Consider the following 20477-nt stretch of genomic DNA (forward strand, 5'->3'; position numbering starts at 1 on the left):
CAGGTGTTAATCGTCTTCCGGATCGTCCAGCTCAACCGGCGTCTGGTACTCATCCGGCTTAATGACCAGCAGGTCGCAGCGCAGATGGTCGATCACCTGTTCGGCGGTATTGCCGAGGAAGGCGGCAGAAATACCGGTCCGGCCGATAGTACCCAGCACCACAATCCCCGCCTGCAGGTGTTCCGCCAGGTCCGGGATCACCTCTTCAGGCAACCCTTTTTCCACGTGGGTCATTTTCTCATCAATGCTGAATTTCTGGCGCAGCGCTTTCATGGCCAGCAGATGCTGACCACGGATCGCGTCGTTGTACACGCTCGGGTCAAATTCAGGTAGCTCAATGGCAATGTTAATAGGGGTGACCGGATAGGCACCTACCAGGTGCACTTCAGTATGATTGACCTGGTCGGCAAGCTGGATGGTCTCCTTCACCAGCTTCTCGTTCAGGGAGTTGTGGTAATCCTCTTCGCTAGCGAGGTTTACCGCCACAACGGCTTTCCCGCCTTCAGGCCACGGCTGGTCTTTAACCATCCAGACCGGGCAAGGGCATTTGCGCAGCAGGTGCCAGTCGGTCGGGGTGAAGATCACGGATTCCAGCTTGTCGTGCTGGTGCGCCATCTTCAGCAGCAGATCGTGCCCACCGGCGACAACTTCCTGGATGATGGCTTCGAAAGGTCGGTTGTGCCAGACCACTTTAATATCAATGGGAACACCCGCTTCCAGGTAATACTTCGCCTGTTCTCGGATCCACGCGGTACGCTGGCTGATGACGCCCTGACGCATAGCGGTTCGCTCGTCAGGCGACAGAAGGGTGGTCATCTCATACGAGAAGTCATAGATCGGCAAAAACGCTTTGATTTTGCCACCAATCCGTTGATGTAAATACACAGCACGTCGTAATGCCGGCTGATCGTCCTGGTTCGGATCGATAGCTACCAGCATGTTTTGATACTTGGCCATACAGGTCTCCTTACTACTGTCACCACAGTCTGTAATTAAAAGAGTAACCTATATATCCTGAATGAAACAGAGGGGAGGTTTTGCCAGATCAATATTTCATGAAAATTTATCAGAGGAAAAGTACCGTCGTCGTCACCGCGATAAACGCAATAAACAGCAGCACCATCACTGCTATCGCAAAGGTCGTGGAGTCCTGGACGTAGGTTTTTTCTTCCCCCTTCATTGGGCCGACAAGCATGATCCAGATGAAGATAAAGGTCACTGAGGCAATCACGACTGAAACGAAAAACAAACTTTCTCTCAATTCATAACCTCAACGAGAACCTTTCGGGCGCTGTGTGGGGGTGTGCTACGGTGAAAAGGTCAGATAAATGACGGGGTAATATGCCAGACCAATGAATCAGGAAAATTTATCGGTCTGGCAGTATACGTATGGCGTTTACGCCACGTTACGGGCGTGCCCGGCAAGAACGGCCAGCGCTTCACCGTTTTCGATAGTGATATATTTACCCTTAACGGCCAGCATCCCGCTTTTCTGGAAACGACCCAGCAGACGGCTGATGGTTTCCACGGTCAGACCCAGGTAGTTGCCGATATCGCCACGCGTCATCGTCAGACGGAATTCACGCGGCGAGAAGCCACGCTCGGCGAAGCGGCGGGAGAGGTTGTAGATAAACGCGGCCAGGCGCTCTTCGGCATTCTTTTTAGAAAGCAGCAGGATCATGTCCTGATCGCCTTTGATCTCACCGCTCATCAGACGCATCATCTGCTGACGCAGGTTAGGCATCTTGCCGGACAGATCGTCCAGGGTTTCAAACGGAATTTCGCAAACCATCGAGGTTTCGAGTGCCTGAGCAAAGCTCGGGTGGTGGCCCGTACCGATGGCATCAAAGCCTACCAGGTCACCCGCCAGATGGAAGCCGGTGATCTGCTCATCGCCCTGTTCGGTGATGGTGTAGCTCTTGATGGTGCCAGAACGGATAGCATAGAGCGATTTCAGTTCGTCTCCCGCTTTAAACAGCGTCTGCCCTTTCTGAATAGGCTTCTTACGCTCGATAATATTATCAAGCTGATCGAGTTCATGCTCATTCAGGGTAAACGGGATACAGAGCTGGCTGATGCTGCAATCCTGGCAATGGATAGCACAACCGCCAGACTGAATGCGTCGTATAATTCGCTTTTCCGGGATCATAGGTTTGCTCAAGCCTTAATTGATATTGGTCAATTTTAACATCTTTTTGGTAAGTACGTAAGCCTGACAAACCCTCAATAAGGACAAGAGACGACAATGCGTCGCCATCTTCTTGAAATTCCACAGCTTGATTATGGATTTTTAGCCTAACCGGTAGAAAATTAAGCACAAAAAGCCTGGGAACTAGAGCAAGAGATACCCTTCGTGACGCAGCAACCACTCTTTTCGCTGCACGCCACCGGCATAGCCTGTCATGGTACCGTTGCGGCCAATGACGCGATGGCAGGGCACCACTATGCTGACCGGGTTAGAGCCGTTAGCGGCACCCACCGCGCGTGCAGCGCCTGCGCGACCTAACTGCTCCGCGAGCTGGCCGTAATGCATGACCTGCCCGCACGGAATCGACCGCAGCGCCTGCCACACTTCGCGCTGAAAAGGCGTGCCAGCCGTGGCGGTCGGCAGAGTATCAATGATGCTGAGATCGCCTTCGAAGTACGCCGCAAGCTTGTCGCTCAGCCCACCCGGGTTGGTTGCGCTGATACGTTCATAACCCTGCAAGCGGTAATGAATATTGAGCAGCTCTTCCATGCGGTCGCTGTGCTCTTCCCACTCAACGGCGCGCAGATTGAACGTCTCATCCGCGATAACCCACAGCGGTCCAAGCGGCGTCGCAATCTTATCTTCGAGTAATCTCAGCATCCTCATTCCTTCAGTTCAGCCTCGGGTATATTCCCGGCCCAATCGGCAGGCCGACAAGATACCATGCCACCAGCATCACCAGCCATACCCCTAAAAAGATAAGCGGGTAGGGTAAAACCAGCGAATAGTAGGTACCCAGTTTGGCCTCGGGTTTATAGCGCTGGAGGAAGCCTAAAAACAGCGGAACAAACGGCGAGACCGGCGCCAGCGGTATCACCGAGGAGTCCGCGATACGGAACAGGATCTGGGCAAACGCCGGGTGAAAACCCAGCATCATAAACATCGGCACGAAGATCGGGGCCAGAATCGACCAGATGGCGGAGCCGCTGGCGATAAACATGCACAGCAGGGATGACAGCAGCGCCAGGCCGACAAACGCCGGTACGCCGCTTAGCCCGGCAGCCTCCAGCGCGTCGGTCAGGCCCACGGCCATAAACTTGCCCATGTTGCTACAGTTAAACATCGCCACAAACTGGGCCAGCGGGAACACCATCACGATAAAACCCGCCATCTCCTTCATCGGCTCGATCATCAGCTGCGGCAGATCGCCCTGGCGGCGGATTTTACCGGTGGCGATACCGTAGGCGAGCGAGACGACAAAGAAAAACAGAATAATCAGCGGCACGATGCCCTGGATAAACGGCGAAGGCAGGACCGTATGTTTAACCGGATCGCGCAGTATGCCGTTTTCCGGCACCACCATCAGCGCCACCGCGGCGATAAAGGTCAGCGAGACAATCCCCGCCACGCGCAGGCCAAAGCTCTGCGTTTCGCTCAGCGTCTCCAGCTTTTCATCACTGCGGCCTTCCCATTTGCCCAGGCGCGGCTCGACGATCTTATCGGTAATCAGCCCGCCGACAATCGTCAGGACAATGACCGAGCTTGCCATAAAGTACCAGTTGTCGATCACGCTGACGTGCATGGCCGCATCAATGGTTTTCGCCGCCTCCGTACTGATGCCCGAGAGCAGCACGTCGGTGGTGACGATCAGCAGATTGGCGGTGAATCCACAGCCCACGCCCGCAATCGCCGACAGCAGGCCCGCCACGGGGTGGCGCCCGACGGCGAGGAAGATCAGCGCCCCCATCGGCGGCATGATCACCAGCGCGGCGTCGGAGGAGATATGGCTAAAGAAGGCGATAAACAGCACCATGTAGCTGGCGTACCGCGCGCTGACGTGAGAAGCCATCTTTACCATCAATGCGGGCAGCAGGCCCACGCGTTCGGCCAGTCCGGCACCCAGCACCAGCGCCAGAATGGCGCCCAGCGGGGCGAAGCCGCTGAAGTTTTTAATCACGTTGGGTAAAAACCAGTGCAGCCCCTCAACGCTGAGCAGGTTTTTCACCGCCACCAGGCTGCCGTCGGCCGGACTGCGCACGCTGACGTCAAAGGCGGAGAGCACGGCAGTGGCGACCATCAAAATCACAATCAGATAGATAAACAGCAGGAAAGGGTGCGGCACTTTATTGCCGATCCTTTCAACCCAGCCATAGAGCTTACCGGATGGGGAATGCGAAGGTATGGATGACATACTCATGGGCGTTCCTCGGGAGTGTTGTTGTGTTATGTTTTTTTATTTTAAAGGTGACGGTGTCACGCCCCGTGGGATCGGACACGCGTACGGTTTTTCTTGTATTTGCTGTTCAAACTCTTCACGGCATTTTTTCAGCAGCGATGCGTCCTGCAGCAGATTGAGCGCGGTTGCGCCCATCACTTTTCCGGCCAGCAGCATGCCTTTGTGGGCAATAGAGGTTCGCCCCTGAGACACCAGCTGCCAGGTGTGCAGCGGCGTGCCGACGGTAAAGCAGGGGCTGAAGCACTGGGCCACCGGCATTTTCCAGCTGACGTCGCCCACGTCGGTTGAACCCGCCAGCACGTTGTCGGTGACGGCGTAAGGCGCGACTTCATCTACCAGCAGCGTCGCCTGATGACGACGGGCAAAGGCTTTACCCGCGTCGCCACCCGTGGCGGCAATATTTTTCAGGCTGTTTTGCAGATCGTTGGGCGTCAGCGTGGCGCGGATCTCGCGGGCAAATTTTCGCTCTTCTTCGGTCCACTGCGGCGTGCCGTAGTGCTGCAGGGCGCGATACATCGCCGCCTCGAGCGTGCGGTTCGGCAGGTAGCTTGAGCAGGCTTTATCAAAGCGACACTCGACGGTGGTTTCGGTCATCATCGCCGCGCCCTGGGCAATTTTCTCGATGCGTTCGTAGATCTGCTGCGCATCGGCCATCTCCGGGGCGCGGATCAGGTACAGCACTTCGGCCTGCGCCTGTACCACGTTGGGGGAAATCCCGCCGGTGTCGGTGATGGCGTAATGGACGCGCGCTTTCTCAATGATGTGTTCGTTGAGGAAGTTGGTGCCGGTGGTCATCAGCGTCACGGCGTCCAGAGCGCTGCGTCCCAAATGGGGGGAGTTGGCCGCGTGCGCCGCCACGCCGTGAAAACGCCAGGCGGCCTGAATATTCGCCAGCGTGCTGACGTTAAACATCCCGGCAAAGGCTTCCGGGTGCCAGGTGACGGCGGCATCGACGTCATCAAACAGCCCTTCGCGCACCATAAAGGTTTTCCCGGAGCCGCCTTCCTCGCCGGGACAGCCGTAAAAACGCACCGTTCCGCTGCCGCCGTGCTGCTCCAGCCAGCTTTTCACCGCCACCGCGCCCGCAAGCGCCGCGGTGCCTAAGAGGTTATGCCCGCAGCCGTGGCCGTTAGCCCCCGGCGTGGCGGTTTGCGCGGTCGCGCAGTGTGCCTGCTGGCTTAACCCGGCCAGCGCGTCGTACTCGCCCAGCAGGGCGATAACCGGTTTTCCGCTGCCGAAGCTGGCGATAAAGGCATTTGGAATACCGCCTGCCTCGCGGGTCAGCGTGAAGCCTTCTGCTTCCAGCTCGCTGGCCAGCCGTTCGGCGGACCAGAACTCTTCAAAGCGGGTTTCGGGACGATCCCAGATCGCGTCGGCAATATCGGCTAACGTCCGACATCGCGTGTCGATCGCATCGGCAATAAAAGCGTAGTTCTCCTGCATTACACACCTCGCGTCCACGGGAAATTAAGCGCAGTTCGCGCCAGCGTTTCGATGGCGACAGGCATCACCTGCTCATCGAAGTCGAATTTTTCGTTGTGATGCCCGGCGCTCAAATCCGTGCCAAACACCATATAGGACGCCATGCCGCCGTTCTGCTGCACGCGGGCCATCATCAGCGTGGCGTCTTCGGAGCCCGCTGGCGCTTTCACCTTATCGATGGCGTGAACAACCCCGGAAACCCGGCTCGCCTGTTCGCGCAGATAATCCACCCACGCCGATGTCGGCGCGCTGGAGGTGGCAGCCCCCATCAGGCGCATCTCCGCGCTCACGCCGTAGAGCGCCGCCGCGCCGGTAATCACCGCCTTCGCGCGTTCAAAGACGTACTGATTAATCGCTTCGCTTTCGCCGCGGGTTTCAACCTTAATCAGCGCATTCGCGGGGACCACGTTGCGCCCGCTGCCCGCCTGCATCACCCCGACGTTCACCCGGGATGCGCCGTCGCTGTGCGGGGCGATGCTGTGCAGGGCGAGGGCGGCCTGCGCGGCGGCGAGCAGGGCGTTACGACCGTCCTCCGGCTTACCGCCCGCGTGCGCGGCCACGCCGGTGAAGCTCACGTCGAACTTGGTGGTGGCCATAAAGTTATCGCTGCCGCAGATTACCGTCCCGGCAGGTACGCCGGTGCCAATATGGATAGCCGTGAAATAGTCCACGTCATCCAGCGCCCCGGCGGCAACCATGGCGCGCGCGCCGCGCGTTCCTTCTTCGGCAGGCTGGAAGATCAGCTTGATGGTGCCGTTGAGCCGGGCTTCATTCTGCTTTAGCACCTGTGCCAGTCCCAGACCAATCGTGGTGTGGCCGTCGTGCGCGCAGGCGTGCATCATGTCCGGATTGCAGGAGGCAAACCCGTCGCGGAACGGGCGATGGCTGTCGTCAAGCGCTTCGCTTAAATCAAGGGCGTCCATGTCGACGCGAAACGCCAGGGTTGGGCCCGGGCGGCCGGTATTCAGGGTGGCGACAATGCCGGTAAACCCGCCTTCAAACGGCGCCAGCCATTTCTCAGGCGCGCCCTGCGCGCGCGCGCGGGCAAACTCTCGCGCCAGGGTTGTGTCATCGGGTAACCCCATCCGGCTTTCGGCATCGACCACGTCGCGGCCCATCGCCAGTGCGTAACCCAGCGAGTCCAGTATTTCCGCGACTTTCGCGGCGGTACGAAACTCTACCCAGCCGGATTCCGCAAAATGGTGAAAATCGCGACGCCACGCGCTCAGCTGCGGCGTTAACGTCTGGATGTACTGCGCCAGTGTGTCCATATCTGTTCCTGTCATCATTAAAATATGTGAACTGCTTCACGCTGTGATAGTTTTTACTTATCACTAACCGATTTTTCACAGTTTCAACCGTTCAGGAATTACCCTCGCACATCGCTTTCCATTAAAGTAGATGACAGTTTCTTTACTCTGATAAACAACGGTTATCGGTTGGGCTATGACATTCCAGATTAAATTTCATCAAATCCGGGCGTTTGTTGAGGTTGCGCGTCAGGGCAGCATTCGCGGTGCCAGCAGGACGCTGAATCTTTCGCAGCCGGCGCTGACCAAATCCATTAAAGAACTGGAGGAGGGCATGGCGGCGCAGCTTTTCGTGCGCAGGAGTAAGGGCGTCGCGTTGACCGAATGCGGTGAGGGCTTTTACCAGCGCGCCAGGTTGATTCTGGAAGAGCTGCGCGCGGCGCAGGATGACATCCGTCAGCGGCAGGGGGAGCTGGCCGGGCAGATCAACATCGGGATGGGGGCCAGCGTTTCACGCACGCTTATGCCCGCCGTTATCACCCGCTTCCATGCGCAGCATCCGCAGGTCAAGGTGAGGATTATGGAAGGGCAGCTGGTGTCGATGATCAATGAATTACGCCAGGGCGAACTGGACTTCACCATCAACACTTATTATCAGGGGCCTTACGACCAGGAGTTTACGTTTGAAAAGCTCTTCGAAAAACCGTTTGCGGTATTTTGTCGTGAAGGTCACCCGGCAATGGGAGCAACGTCAATTAATGAACTCCTGCATTATAACTGGACAATGCCGACGCCGCGGGGAAGTTATTATAAGCAATTAGAGGAGGTATTTAGCGATCGTTCGCAAATACCGCGAATTGGTGTGGTTTGCGAAACATTTTCTTCCTGTATTAGCCTGGTTGCGCAAAGTGACTTTTTAAGCATATTGCCGCAGGAGCTAGGGTGTGACCCGCTGCTGGCGCACCGGCTGGTCATGCTGCCGGTTGTCGAATCGCTTCCTAAAGCAACCTATTATTTAATTCAGCGCCGTGATTCACGTCAGACTCCCCTTGCTGAGTCATTAATTACGCAGTTCAGAAGGGAGGTGAGGAAAATAGTCATCGCCTGAAATGCATATAAAAAAAACAGGATCTGTCCGACATCAAACAGACCCTATAGTACACACAGCAGTGCGTCCTTTCGCCAATCCTGAGTATTATATCCATGAGGCAGGTATATTTAGGTATAACACCTTTTCCGAAAAATGAAAGGCAGGCGAGTAATTGATTTAATGAATTTTTAACATAAATCACGTAATTTAACTTTGCTGAAGTTTTAGTTAAGTGTGGTTTAACTTTCTTTAATAATGACTATATATATTCATCAGGTTAATATTATTGCCACGTATCGCCCTGTAACGGTGATTGAGGCCTGTCTCGGGCGCAGGTATAGTACCGTCCTCAGTTGTAGCCGGAGGATATCCATGAACCCTGACGACAAATCATTTTTTCTTGACGCCATGGAAGATGTCCAGCCACTGAAGCGCTGCGCGGATATTCACTGGCAGCCCAGCCGCAATACGCGGGCGCGCGAGGAGGTGGATAGCGAACAGCTGGATAACTTCCTGACGCTGGATTTTCTCGACGTGCTTCCCCTGGAAGAACCGCTGGCGTTCCAGCGCGAAGGGGTACAGCAGGGCGTTATTGATAAGCTGCGCGCGGGTAAATATGCCCGCCAGGCCAGCTTAAACCTCCTGCGCCAGCCCGCCGAACGCTGCCGTCAGATGCTCTATTCTTTTATTCGTCAGGCCGGACGCGACGGGTTACGCAATCTGATTATCATTCACGGGAAAGGGCGCGAGCAGAACTCGCATCCCAATGTGGTGCGCAGCTATCTGGCGCGCTGGTTAACCGAGTTTGAGGAAGTGCAGGCTTTCTGCGTGGCGCTGCCGCATCACGGCGGCAGCGGGGCATGTTATGTTTCACTGCGAAAATCGGATGAAGCAAAACAGGAAAACTGGGAGCGGCACGCCAAGCGCAGCCGCTAGCAGGCGATCTCCTCGCCCGCCGATGACTCAGAACGTTTCCCAGTTGCTGTCGGTAGAGGCGGTAGTTGTCGCCGGGCGCAGCAGCTGTGGCGTTTTCAGACTGGCCGGGCGCGGGGCGACCGCTTTTTCTTTGCCGTTCAAGCGAAACGCGGCCACCGCCTGGCGCAGCTGCTCGGACTGATCTTCCAGCGCCGCAGCCGCCGTGGCGGACTCCTGCACCAGCGCGGCGTTTTGCTGCGTCACGCTGTCCATCTGCGAAACGGCCAGGCTCACCTGCTCAATACCGCGGCTCTGCTCGTCAGAGGCAGATGAAATCTCACCCATGATATCGGTCACGCGGGTGACGGCGGCGACAATTTCCTTCATGGTGGTGCCGGCCTCGCTAACCTGCTCAGAACCGGTATTCACCCGGCTGACAGAGTTCTCGATAAGCCCTTTGATCTCTTTCGCCGCCTGCGCGCTGCGGCTCGCCAGCGTACGGACTTCGCCTGCAACAACCGCAAAACCACGGCCCTGTTCCCCGGCGCGTGCCGCTTCCACCGCGGCGTTAAGCGCCAGAATGTTGGTCTGGAACGCAATGCTGTCGATCACGCCGGTAATATGCGCAATTTGCTGCGAACTGTCGGCGATTTCGTTCATGGTGCGAACCACGTTATCCACGACGTGACCGCCGCGCGCGGCCGTTTCAGAGGCGTTTTTCGCCAGCAGCGTGGCCTGACGGGCGTTATCGGAGTTCTGTTTAACCGTCGCGGTCAGCTCTTCCATGCTGGCAGCGGTCTCTTCGAGCGAGGCGGCCTGCTGCTCGGTGCGGGCGGAAAGATCGTTGCTCCCCGCGGCAATTTCACCTGCGCCGGTGTAGATGGAATCGGTACTTCCGCGTACGGCGCTGACGGTGGTTACCAGCGACTGCTGCATCTCATGCAGGCCGGCGGCCAGCTGACCCATCTCATTGCGACCCGAGATAGCGATCTCCTGCGTCAGGTCGCCCCCTGCAATGGCGCGAATATGGTTCATAATGGAGTGGAGTGGTTTTAACAGCAGATGTTGTAAACCCTGCCAGATGACCACCAGAACCGCGATCACGGCCAGCAGAATTGCCGCCAGCGTCCACTGCATCTGCGTGAAGCTGCTCTGGTTCTCTTCGGTTGCGGCCTTCAGCAGGGTGTTGTTTTCGGCGCGCCAGCGGTTATAGACCGCTTCCATATCGTCCTGCGCCTGCTGCGCATCCAGATCGCCATAGGCCTGATAGTTGTCGGCGCGCAGATACTCAATCGATAAACGCATGACTTCATGCATCTGGTTCCAGGATTTCTGCATCTCGTCGGTCAATGCCGCCTCCTGGCCCTTAACCTGCGGCAGCTTCTGCCACTCTTTGTTATAGGCTTCGGCTTTTGCCAGCGAGTCGCCTGCGGTGCCAAGCAGTTTGTTGATCGCTGCCAGGGAAGCCGGGTCACGCTGGTTTTTCAGGTAGCGGATCGCCACGCGGGTGACGGTGACGCGCGTTTTCACCAGCGTGTTCACGCTGTCGCTCAGGCTTTCCTGCTGGGCATTGAGCACGCCGGAATTCTGGAAGTTATGGCGATCGTTGCTGACGGCAGAGTAGAACAACCCTCCCGTGACAACTTGCAGCAGACAGAATATGGTGAGAGCAAAGATAATACCGGTAATCACGTGCAAATTTTTCAGCATAGCGGTCGTCCGTTAGAAAGGATGCAGAGGTACACCAATACTATCGTCGTATAGAATTTAAACTTTAATTTAACTCGCGCTTAACTAAGGGCTCCGGTGAGGAACCTGTTGTAAATCCGGATCATTTTTATGAGGAAGGTTAACATGAGCAGCATTGATAAAAGCGGGACGTACGCGCTCGGGACGCGGACGGTTAAAAGACTGGGCTACGGTGCGATGCAGCTCGCCGGGCCGGGCGTCTTTGGCCCACCGAAGGATAAGCAGGCCGCGCTGGACGTGCTGCGCGAGGCGGTGACGGCGGGGGTGAACCATATTGATACCAGTGATTTTTATGGTCCTCATGTCACCAACCAGCTGATCCGCGAGGCGCTTCATCCTTACCGGGACGATCTGACGATCGTCACCAAGATTGGCGCCCGTCGCAACGACAAAGGCGCCTGGCTGCCGGCCTTTTCCGCACAGGAACTGACGCAGGCGGTGCATGACAACCTGCGTAATCTGCAGCTGGACGTGCTGGACGTGGTGAATCTGCGGATCATGTTTAGCGCACACGGGCCTGCGGAAGGGTCGATTGCTGAACCGCTCTCCACCCTGGCAGAATTACAGCGGCAGGGGCTGGTGCGGCATATTGGCCTGAGCAACGTCACGGCCACCCAGGTTGCGGAAGCGCAGAAGATGGTGCCGGTGGTGTGCGTGCAGAACATGTACAACATTGTTAACCGGGGTGATGATGCGCTGGTGGATCTGCTCGCGCAGCAAGGGATCGCGTATGTACCGTTCTTCCCGCTGGGCGGCTTTACGCCGCTGCAATCTTCCGGGCTTAAGGCTGTCGCGGATTCACTGGGCGTCACGGCAATGCAGGTTGCGCTGGCATGGCTGCTGCAGCGTTCTCCGAATATTCTGCTGATCCCGGGCACCTCTTCCGTGGCGCATCTGCGGCAAAACCTCGCGGCGGGGGAACTGCAGCTGCCGCCTGACGCGCTGGAAACATTGAATACGCTGATGGACTGATCGTCACAGGCGCAAAGCCCGACATGCGCTTCCGGGCTTTGCGCGTTTTAAATCTTCTGACACTTCAACGCGTTTGGGTTCGCTTCCGGAAATGACCTTGATCCTTGTCCATAATCCGTAATACTGTATTTATATACAGCATTCGGCGAGAAAGGCATTATGGACACTCTCTTTTCTTATCAACCAAAACAAATCATTGAATTACCTTTGTTTTTAGAACGTGTTGCCTGTGGGTTCCCCAGCCCGGCACAGGATTATGTGGAGGATCGTCTCGATCTTAACCGGCTGGCAGTAAGGCACCCCAGTGCGACCTATTTTATTAAGGTGAGTGGAGACTCCATGATTGGGGCGGGGATCGGCGATGGCGATCTGCTGGTGGTTGACCGCTCGTTAAATGCCGAACACGGAGATATCGTCGTGGCGTCGGTCGCCGGTGAGTTTACGGTGAAGGAGCTACAGACGCGCCCGGTTCTGAGGTTGTTGCCACATAATGTCCGCTATCAGCCGATTACCTTTCAGTCCGAAGAGGAGCTGCAGATCTTCGGCGTCGTCACCCACACGCTTAAAACGCATAGACATGTTCGCGCTGGTTGATGTGAACAGCTTCTATGCCTCCTGCGAGCGGGTCTTCCGCCCCGATCTGGAGGGGAAGCCCATCGTGGTGGTTTCCAATAACGACGGCTGCATTATTTCACTGTCGCGGGAGGCAAAGCAGTTCGGCATAAAAATGGGTGAGCCGTATTTTAAATTCAAACAAAAACTATATCCGTCAAAAGTTTACGTCTTTAGCTCGAATTATGCGCTGTATGCCGATCTCAGCAGTCGGGTAATGCAGACGCTGACCGATCTCGCCCCGGCAATAGAGATTTACTCCATTGATGAGGCGTTCGTGAACGTTTCAGGAGTCAGTCACTGCCTGTCACTGGAAGCGTTTGGTCACCAGATGCGCTCGCAGGTCTTTAAAAATACGGGATTAACCGTTGGCGTCGGTATTGCCCCGACCAAAACGCTGGCGAAGCTGGCCAACTATGCGGCGAAACGGTGGTCCGGCACCGGCGGCGTGGTCGATCTCTCAGGCCGCGAGCGGCAGCGTAAACTGCTGGAAAAGGTTCCGGTAGAGGAGGTGTGGGGGGTAGGCCGACGCATCACGAAAAAGCTCAACGCGATGGGGATCACCACGGCGCTGGAGCTGGCGGAGGCCTCCTCGTGGGTCATTCGCAAACATTTTAACGTGGTGCTGGAGCGTACGGCCCGCGAGCTTCGCGGTGAGCCTTGCCTTGACCTGGAGGAGTTCACCCCCACGAAGCAGCAAATTATCTGTAGCCGTTCGTTTGGACACCGTATTATGCAGTACGAGGAAATGCACCAGGCGATTTGCGCCTACGCGGAACGCGCCGCAGAGAAATTGCGCGGCGAGCATCAATACTGTCGTTTTATCAGCGTGTTTGTGCGCACCAGCCCGCATGCGGACAACGAAATTTATTACGGCAATCAGGCTTCGGTCACCCTGATGACGCCCACCAATGACTCGCGCGATATCATCCGCGCCGCCACGGAAGCGCTGGGGCGGATATGGCTCGACGGGTATCGCTATATGAAGGCCGGGGTCATGCTGGCGGACTTTTTCAGCAGCGGTGTCGCCCAGCTTAACCTGTTTGACGATAATCGCCTGCGCGCCAACAGCGCGGCGCTGATGGAAACGATCGACAGCCTGAATCATTCCGGCAAAGGGAAGATATGGTTTGCCGGGCAGGGTATTGAGAAACCGTGGGCGATGAAGCGGGAAATGTTGTCACCGGCCTATACAACGCGGTACGCCGATTTGCCGGTGGCGAGGTAGAGTATCGTTGCGTTATTTCTTTTGAATCAACCAGGTTGCCGCAGCCGCCAGCACGCCGATCAGCGGCATTTCGCCCGCACCGGCCAGGAAGTTATGACGATCGATCTCACTATTTTTACGGATATCGGTAAGGCGAGTAAGCGCCTCTTTTTCATCCGCGGCGCCGATCTCCTCGAACTGTTTTTCGAACCCCTGGGCGATGAGCTGTGCAGCCGCATCGGTGTTTGCGCTTTCGATTGCTATGAGGTTTGGGCCTTTTTGGAAAAAACAGTACTCCGGCATAAGTGCTCCAGAAAAAGGGGATACGGTAAAAATACTCTATTCCTGGCGGTTGAAAAATGCACGTAATTTACGGGGGGGAATCATCAGCATTTCTTTATTATTTCAGGCAGTAACTGCTCAATCACGCTGACGACCTTTCTGACGCGCTGCGGAATAAAGCGGGCATCAGGATAAACGGCATAGAGGAAGCGATCGGGTAACCGCCAGTCGGGCAGCACCGGTACCAGCGTGCCCACCTGCAGCGCTCTGGCCACGAGCGGTCGCTGCATGCCGCCGATACCCATGCCGGATTCCAGCGCCTGCAGCAGCGCGTCGCTGGTGTTGGCACGGAAAACGGTATTCACGTTGACCTCGACCGTTTCCTCGTCAGAAATCAGGCGCAGGGGGGCATCCTGCGGAATGCCGCTGAACCGCACGTGTGGGAGCGTCGCCAGCTCGCTGACGGCGTGTACCGCCTGAAAATCGGGAGCGGCAAACAGCGCCGCCTCAATACGCCCCAGCACGCGAGCCGCATGCGCCTGCGGAGGCTCGCTGCCCAGCCGTATCGCGATATCCACGCCCTCCGTCACCAGATCGGCAAGGCGGTCATCGAGAGAAATCATCAGCTGCAGTTCGGGATGCAGGCGCTGCAGCGCCAGCAGATGCGGTAAAAAGATCTGACCCAGGCCGCTCGGTAACTGGACATGGACGCGTCCCTGAACGCTATGATCGGCAGGATGTAAACGCCTCTCCGCTTCCCCCATGGCGTCCAGCACGAGTTGCATATCACGCCGGTAACGTTCCCCTTGTTCGGTCAGCTTCATCGTACGCGTCGTACGGTGCAGCAGTACCACACCCAGCGATTCCTCAAGCGCCGCGATCTGTTGACTGACGGCGGACTGCTTAATACCGGTCTGACGGGCAGCCGCTGAAAACGAGCCCGCTTCAGCGACGCGCAGAAAGGTAGAAATGGCATTGAGCTTATTATTCATTTAATGATTTTGCTTATAAGTGCCATCAGTTTCATGGGATATCTCCAGAAAAAATAATATACCACACTGCGTCTGTCACCCTTTCCGGAGAAACACCATGAGTAAGAGGCAGCAACACAACGTCGCCCTGGTCGCGGGCGCCAGCGGCATTGTCGGCAGGCAGCTGGTCAACACGCTCCTGAACCATCAGTGGGAGGTGATTGGCCTCAGCCGTCATGCCGGATCGCATCCTGACGGCATTCCGATGGTCAAGGTCGATTTACTGGATGAACAGGACAGCGCCCGGGCGCTGCGCTCCCTGAACGGTGTCACCCACATCTTTTACAGCGCCTGGGCGAACGCGGCGAACTGGACGGACATGGTTGAGCCGAACGTCACCATGCTGCGCAATCTGGTCAGCACCCTCGAAACAGCGGCACCTTTGCAGACGATAAGCCTGATGCAGGGGTACAAGGTCTACGGCGCGCATCTGGGGCCGTTTAAAACCCCGGCGCGGGAAAGCGATCCCGGCGTGCCGGGGGCCGAGTTTAACGCCGCACAGCTCACGTGGCTCAGCCAGTTTCAGCGGGGAAAACGCTGGCACTGGAATGCCATCAGGCCGGGCGTGGTGGGGAGCGCGGTGCCGGGCAATGCCATGAACCTTGCGCTGAGCATCGCCCTGTACGCCTCCCTGTGCAAGGCGTTGGGTTTACCGCTGCGTTTTCCCGGTTCAGAACAGACCTGGCACAGCATTGTGGATCATACCGACGCCGGGCTGCTGGCCGAGGCCACGCTGTGGGCCGCCGCGTCACCTGCGGCACAGAATCAGGCCTTCAACGTAAACAATGGCGATATCTGGCGCTGGAGCGAGCTGTGGCCGCGCATCGCACGCTGGTTTGAACTGGACTCTGCGCCGCCGGTGAGGCTGTCATTTCATCAGCTGTTTAACGACTATCGCGGCGTATGGCGCGAACTTGCCGAAGAGCGGCTGGTGGAAGCGGATATTCTGCAGCTGAGCGACGGGCGGTTTGCCGATTTTGTCTTTAGCTGGGATTACGACATGTTCGGTGACGGGAGCAAGCTGCGCAGGGCGGGTTTTACGCAAATGCAGGCGACCGATGAGATGTTTTTCAGCCTGTTCGCGCAGATGAGAGCCGCGCGGATTATTCCCTGAGAACACAGGGCGTCCTGATAACCGTCAGGACGCCAGGGGCTTACTCAACCGCTAACATATTGACGATCTCGGCCACGCTTTTCACGCTGTGGATGTTCCCAATCCCCGTGCCGAGCGCGATATAGCCTTCATCGGTGTTATCTTCCAGCATGCCCAGGCGCAGGCCCCGTAATCCTCCCATCGCCTTGCCCAGCGCTTCGTTGCTTGCGCCTGCTTTATCCATCGCCGCCAGTTTTTCCGCCAGCTTGCCGGGTAGAGAGCGGTAGTAATGGGGCACGGTCCGGAAAAGCAGCAGGTCCAGGCCGTTGGCGGCAACAATTTTCTCTTTGACTCCCTGCGGCACGCGGCTTTCTTCGCTGCTGATAAAGACCGAACCGGCAAACACGCCTTCAGCGCCTAACGCATGCGCCGCTCTAGCGGTGCGATTATCGGTAATGCCGCCCGCGGCCATCACCGGAATATGCTTCACGGCGTCGGCAATCAGCGGCACGATGGAAAAGGTCCCCAGCGCCGTCGCGGGCAACGTTCCGCCCTCGTCAAAACCGGTGGCGACGATAATGTCTGCCCCCATCTCTTCAGCCAGAAGGGTGTTTTCCGGCGTGGGATTGATGTCGCGGTAGATAATGGCGATACCTGCCTCTTTTAACTCATTGAACAGCGCGGGAATAATGCTGCCTTCCCCGTAGCCCGTATACACCACGACCCTGACGCCTTCCTCTTTTACCACCTGAAGGATAGGCCCTGTCCAGACGTCATTAACGGCGGTAGGGATCAGGTTCACACCAAACGGTTTTTCGGTCAGCCGTTTGGTTTTTCGAATTTCTTCACGCATTTTTTCGGCGGTCTCTTCCGGCGTGGAAACCGCGGTATCGGCTGTTAACCCAGCGTTGGGCCCCAGCACGCCGAGCCCTCCGGCATTGCTGACCGCAGCGACCAGGCGGGCGTCAGTAAGCCAGGACAATGGCCCCTGAATAACAGGTTTTTCGATACCCAGGATCTGACAAATACGGTTATTTTTCATAGCAGACTCTCCCTTACGTTTGAATGGGGAAGAGTGTAGGGCGCAGTATTGTTAGGAAAAATAGCCAAAAATATTCATCACTGTTATAAGATTAATAACAATAACTTTATCCTGCTCGCGGCAAAAACATCCCTTATGCAAATAAACCTCTTTGAATCTATTCGGATTTTTATTGAAATTGTCGAGTCAGGCAGTCTTACCCAGGCGGCGGAGAATCTGCAGATCCATCGCCCGGCGGTCACCAAAGCGCTGCAGCTTCTTGAGCAACACAGCGGCACGCGGCTCCTGCAGCGCACCACGCGTCGGATTAGCATGACGCCGGATGGAGAAGCCTTTTATCGCCGCAGTAAACCCCTGCTGGCGCAGGCGGACGAATTACTGGAGTCGTTTGGTACGGATCGGGCAATACATGGCCAGCTTAGAGTCGATATGCCGGTCTCGTTTGCAACGCTGCGGGTGATACCCAATCTGCCTGACTTTTATCGTCAGCATCCCGGGATCGACATCATTCTGAGCAGCTCTGACCGCCGTCGGGATATGCTGCGGGATGGACTGGACTGCGTGCTGCGGGTGGGTGAGCTGGAGGACGGCGATTATATTGCGCGTAAAATCGGGAACATCAAAATCACGACCTGCGCCAGCCCGGCCTGGCTGGCAAAACACGGTGTGCCAGAAACGCCGGATGATTTACGCAAGCATCAGGCCATCAACTGGATTAACACCAGCAGCAGACACATTCATCCGTGGACGTTTACCATGCCAGAAGGCGTCGCGGAGATTACCCTACCCGGTAAGCTTGTCGTGGATAACTCCGAGGCCTACATCGCGGCAGGCCTGGCCGGGCTGGGGTTAATGCAGGGGATGAATCTTTTTCTCCAGCCTTACATAGACCGCGGTCTTCTGGTTGAAGTCTTGCCAGGCTATCGCTCGCCGGACCGCAAGCTGTCACTGCTCTATCCACACCGTCACCTCTCCCGCAAGGTGCGGGTTTTTACCGAGTGGCTGGAGAGTCTTGTGTGAAAACGGCCAGCTCGTGGCACAGCGCACCAATTTGTTCCACGGCGTTCAGCAGGCGGGGCGTGGGTTCGTTTGCGCAGTTCAGCCGCAGAAAGTGCGTTAATTCGGCGGCAGGGGAAAACAGGGGGCCAGGGCTGACGCCTATACCCAGCGCCAGCGCGCGACGATGCACCTCCAGCGCGTTGACCTGCGGAGGAAGTTCGACCCACAGCAGGAAACCGGCAGCGGGCACGTTAACGTGTGTACCGGGTGGAAAGCTCGCCTTGACCTGTGCCACGACGGCGCGAACGCCCTCTGCGATCCGCCGCTTCAGCCGCCGCAGGTGACGATCGTAGTCGCCGCTTGCCAGGACGTCGCTCGTCGCCGCTTCCAGCAGCGGCGCACCGGCCCAGTCTCCGGCCATGCGGGCCTGCAAGACCTGCGGGGAGTAGCGTCCGGCGGCAATCCAGCCGATTCGCCATCCCGGCGCAAGCGTTTTAGACAGGGAGCTGCAGTAGATCACATTTCCGCTCTGGTCGAATGCCTTGCAGGCCGGAGGGCGTTGCCCCTCGCCGACCAGGTCACCGTAAACGTCGTCCTCAATCAGAGGAATACCGGCTTCTTCAAGCAGAGAAACCAGTTCCTGCTTGCGCGCGACGGGCATGCTGGCACCCAACGGGTTTTGCACGGTGGGCGAGGCCAGAACGGCCGCGGGGCGGTGGCAGCGGATGGCGTCCGCCAGCGGTTCCAGCAGCAGGCCTTCTGCAGGGTCGGTGGGGACCGCTAAGGCCTTCAGGCCTAAATCCTCCAGCAGCAGGAGCGTACCAAAGTAGGCGGGCTGCTCAATCGCCACCACATCTCCCGGCTGGCATACGGCCCGCAGGGCCAGGCGCAGCGCCTGCGTCGCGCCTGCGGTGATAATGAGATCGTCCGCGCTGAAACGGGCTCCCCACTGCGCAGAGCGCGCGGCAATTTTACTTCGCAAATCCCGCCTTCCCGGAGGCAGGCTGTAGCTCTGTCCATGTGCGTCCAGACGACGGCCCGCAGAGTGTAACGCCCGCTGCAGCGCATCTCCCGGCAGCCACGCGGGATCGGGCAGGGCGGCGCCCAGCGGGATCAGCCGGGCTTCTGCACTGCTGAACAGCGACCGGGCCACGGCGGACATCGTGACGGGGACCGGGCCGGGTGAGGAACGCGCGGGCTCCACGCGCGGAGGGAGGCTGGTCTGGCGGATGTAATAGCCTGAACGCGGACGCGCAACGATCAGCCCTTCAGCCTCAAGGCAGCGAAGGGCCTCCAGCGCCGTCGGAAGGCTAACGCGCTCGCGTTCGGCCAGTTTGCGCGCGGAGATCATCCTGTCACCGGCGCGCAGCGCGCCGGACGTAATGGTAAGACGCAGCATATCCGCAATACGGCGATAGTGAGGAGAGGAGTGGTACGGCGCAGACATGGATAACTGTTCAGGCTAATTTTCGATGAAACTGACTATACAGCCAATGATGTGTGCCATCTATAGTGTCCGGCATGTTCAGGACAAGGAGGCATTATGCACAGCGATAATTTCAACATTTCCACCTATTTCAAGCGCATAAACTACACCGGACCGGCGGCTGCCGATACGGCCACCCTGCATGCGCTGATGCGCCATCAGCTCTTTTCCGTTCCCTTCGAAAATCTGGACGTGCAGGCGGGCAAAATTGTCTCGCTGGCGCCAGACGAGATTGCCGATAAGGTGTTAAAGAAAGGGCGCGGCGGCTACTGCTATGAGGTTAACGGGCTTTTTGCGATGGCGCTGGAGGCGTTAGGGATACCTTACCGCTTCGTGGCGGCGCGCCCGATGTTCTACCCCGCGCGGCGGCCGAAAACCCATATGGCGCTCATCGCCGAGGTGGAGAGCCGCCAGTGGCTTTGCGATCTCGGGTTCGGCAGCTACGGCATCCGCGCGCCAATGGCGCTGGACACGCTTGACGTGGAAATCACCCAGGATTTCGACACGTTTCGCCTGAGCCGCAGCGCGGAGGGAGCGTATTTGCTTGAGGCGAAGGTTGAGGGAGAGTGGGCCCGGCAGTATGGCTTTGATCTCACCCCTCAGGAATGGATTGACTTCGTTCCGGCCAACTACCTTAACTCCACGCACCCGGATGCCATCTTTGTGCAGAAGCGGGTGGTGGTGCAGCACAGCCCGGAGGGACGCCAGATTTTACTGGGCGATATGCTGAAAACCATTACGGCGAACGGCACTGAAACGCGGAAACTGGCGGAGGATGAAATCCGCCATGTCCTGAAAGACCGTTTTGCGCTAACCGCTGCGTAATCTGCCGGTGAACGGTAG

At 57.4% G+C, this 20477-nt stretch carries 20 protein-coding genes; 8 read left to right on the forward strand and 12 right to left on the reverse strand.

Features of this window, described 5'->3' with window-relative positions; genetic code table 11:
• Nucleotides 1–6: 6 nt before the first annotated feature.
• The 7 genes from uspE to FOY93_RS10040 all read right to left on the reverse strand — a co-directional run bounded on the left by uspE (nucleotide 7) and on the right by FOY93_RS10040 (nucleotide 7177).
• Nucleotides 7–957 (reverse strand): universal stress protein UspE, encoded by a 951-nt coding sequence (uspE, locus tag FOY93_RS10010; RefSeq protein ID WP_032640084.1) that lies wholly within the window; start codon nucleotides 955–957, stop codon nucleotides 7–9.
• Between the two features lie 109 nt (nucleotides 958–1066).
• Nucleotides 1067–1249, reverse strand: a complete 183-nt coding sequence (locus FOY93_RS10015; RefSeq protein WP_014883604.1) for a hypothetical protein — start codon at nucleotides 1247–1249, stop codon at nucleotides 1067–1069.
• Nucleotides 1250–1396: 147 nt separating this feature from the next.
• The gene (gene fnr, locus FOY93_RS10020; RefSeq protein WP_006174991.1) at nucleotides 1397–2149 is read right to left on the reverse strand and encodes a fumarate/nitrate reduction transcriptional regulator Fnr; all 753 of its coding nucleotides are present in this window, start codon (nucleotides 2147–2149) and stop codon (nucleotides 1397–1399) included.
• Nucleotides 2150–2332: 183 nt separating this feature from the next.
• Nucleotides 2333–2848: a methylated-DNA--[protein]-cysteine S-methyltransferase gene (ogt, locus tag FOY93_RS10025; protein ID WP_045401311.1), complete on the reverse strand. Its 516-nt coding sequence runs from the start codon at nucleotides 2846–2848 to the stop codon at nucleotides 2333–2335.
• Between the two features lie 10 nt (nucleotides 2849–2858).
• The gene (gene abgT / locus FOY93_RS10030; RefSeq protein ID WP_143345025.1) at nucleotides 2859–4385 is read right to left on the reverse strand and encodes a p-aminobenzoyl-glutamate transporter; all 1527 of its coding nucleotides are present in this window, start codon (nucleotides 4383–4385) and stop codon (nucleotides 2859–2861) included.
• A 36-nt stretch (nucleotides 4386–4421) separates the two neighbouring features.
• Nucleotides 4422–5867: a M20 family metallopeptidase gene (locus tag FOY93_RS10035; RefSeq protein ID WP_143345026.1), complete on the reverse strand. Its 1446-nt coding sequence runs from the start codon at nucleotides 5865–5867 to the stop codon at nucleotides 4422–4424.
• On the reverse strand, nucleotides 5867–7177 hold the full coding sequence (locus FOY93_RS10040) for a M20 family metallo-hydrolase (RefSeq protein ID WP_136194752.1): 1311 nt from the start codon (nucleotides 7175–7177) through the stop codon (nucleotides 5867–5869). Before FOY93_RS10040 ends, FOY93_RS10035 begins: the two co-directional genes overlap by 1 nt.
• Nucleotides 7178–7352: 175 nt before the next feature.
• On the opposite strand from FOY93_RS10040, the gene FOY93_RS10045 reads away from it, so the two are divergent.
• A complete protein-coding gene (locus FOY93_RS10045; RefSeq protein ID WP_136194753.1) occupies nucleotides 7353–8264 on the forward strand; it encodes a LysR family transcriptional regulator in 912 nt (303 codons plus the stop codon).
• 354 nt (nucleotides 8265–8618) lie between these two features.
• Nucleotides 8619–9182, forward strand: a complete 564-nt coding sequence (gene smrA, locus FOY93_RS10050) for a DNA endonuclease SmrA (RefSeq protein ID WP_032640096.1) — start codon at nucleotides 8619–8621, stop codon at nucleotides 9180–9182.
• A gap of 27 nt (nucleotides 9183–9209) precedes the next feature.
• On the opposite strand, the gene tcp is transcribed toward smrA, so the two are convergent.
• Nucleotides 9210–10871: a methyl-accepting chemotaxis citrate transducer gene (gene tcp, locus FOY93_RS10055; protein WP_136194755.1), complete on the reverse strand. Its 1662-nt coding sequence runs from the start codon at nucleotides 10869–10871 to the stop codon at nucleotides 9210–9212.
• 144 nt (nucleotides 10872–11015) lie between these two features.
• Here tcp and FOY93_RS10060 point away from each other — a divergent pair, with 144 nt between their 5' ends.
• From FOY93_RS10060 to umuC, 3 genes are all read left to right on the forward strand, one after another.
• Nucleotides 11016–11882 (forward strand): aldo/keto reductase family oxidoreductase, encoded by an 867-nt coding sequence (locus FOY93_RS10060; RefSeq protein ID WP_136194756.1) that lies wholly within the window; start codon nucleotides 11016–11018, stop codon nucleotides 11880–11882.
• 159 nt (nucleotides 11883–12041) lie between these two features.
• The gene (umuD, locus tag FOY93_RS10065) at nucleotides 12042–12476 is read left to right on the forward strand and encodes a translesion error-prone DNA polymerase V autoproteolytic subunit (RefSeq protein ID WP_133294273.1); all 435 of its coding nucleotides are present in this window, start codon (nucleotides 12042–12044) and stop codon (nucleotides 12474–12476) included.
• Entirely contained in the window at nucleotides 12460–13722 is a 1263-nt protein-coding gene (gene umuC / locus FOY93_RS10070) for a translesion error-prone DNA polymerase V subunit UmuC (RefSeq protein WP_136194757.1), read from the forward strand. Before umuD ends, umuC begins: the two co-directional genes overlap by 17 nt.
• Nucleotides 13723–13734: 12 nt before the next feature.
• On the opposite strand, the gene FOY93_RS10075 is transcribed toward umuC, so the two are convergent.
• Together FOY93_RS10075 and FOY93_RS10080 are read right to left on the reverse strand one after the other, a co-directional pair.
• A complete protein-coding gene (locus FOY93_RS10075; RefSeq protein WP_126303207.1) occupies nucleotides 13735–14004 on the reverse strand; it encodes a hypothetical protein in 270 nt (89 codons plus the stop codon).
• Between the two features lie 83 nt (nucleotides 14005–14087).
• Nucleotides 14088–14975, reverse strand: coding sequence for a LysR family transcriptional regulator (locus tag FOY93_RS10080; protein WP_136194758.1), 888 nt, complete (start codon nucleotides 14973–14975; stop codon nucleotides 14088–14090).
• 97 nt (nucleotides 14976–15072) lie between these two features.
• Between FOY93_RS10080 and FOY93_RS10085 the strand changes: the two genes are divergently transcribed.
• A complete protein-coding gene (locus FOY93_RS10085) occupies nucleotides 15073–16128 on the forward strand; it encodes an SDR family oxidoreductase (RefSeq protein WP_133294276.1) in 1056 nt (351 codons plus the stop codon).
• Nucleotides 16129–16168: 40 nt separating this feature from the next.
• Here FOY93_RS10085 and FOY93_RS10090 read toward each other — a convergent pair whose 3' ends face one another.
• Nucleotides 16169–17149 (reverse strand): NAD(P)H-dependent flavin oxidoreductase, encoded by a 981-nt coding sequence (locus FOY93_RS10090; RefSeq protein ID WP_133294277.1) that lies wholly within the window; start codon nucleotides 17147–17149, stop codon nucleotides 16169–16171.
• 135 nt (nucleotides 17150–17284) lie between these two features.
• On the opposite strand from FOY93_RS10090, the gene FOY93_RS10095 reads away from it, so the two are divergent.
• The gene (locus tag FOY93_RS10095) at nucleotides 17285–18169 is read left to right on the forward strand and encodes a LysR family transcriptional regulator (protein WP_133294278.1); all 885 of its coding nucleotides are present in this window, start codon (nucleotides 17285–17287) and stop codon (nucleotides 18167–18169) included.
• On the opposite strand, the gene FOY93_RS10100 is transcribed toward FOY93_RS10095, so the two are convergent.
• On the reverse strand, nucleotides 18141–19595 hold the full coding sequence (locus FOY93_RS10100) for an aminotransferase-like domain-containing protein (protein WP_133294279.1): 1455 nt from the start codon (nucleotides 19593–19595) through the stop codon (nucleotides 18141–18143). The genes FOY93_RS10095 and FOY93_RS10100 overlap by 29 nt on opposite strands.
• A 96-nt stretch (nucleotides 19596–19691) precedes the next feature.
• Between FOY93_RS10100 and FOY93_RS10105 the strand changes: the two genes are divergently transcribed.
• Nucleotides 19692–20459 (forward strand): arylamine N-acetyltransferase family protein, encoded by a 768-nt coding sequence (locus tag FOY93_RS10105; protein ID WP_133294280.1) that lies wholly within the window; start codon nucleotides 19692–19694, stop codon nucleotides 20457–20459.
• Nucleotides 20460–20477: the final 18 nt, after the last annotated feature.

This window comes from Enterobacter sp. 18A13 (genome assembly GCF_007035975.1).
Classification (GTDB): Bacteria; Pseudomonadota; Gammaproteobacteria; order Enterobacterales; family Enterobacteriaceae; genus Enterobacter; species Enterobacter vonholyi.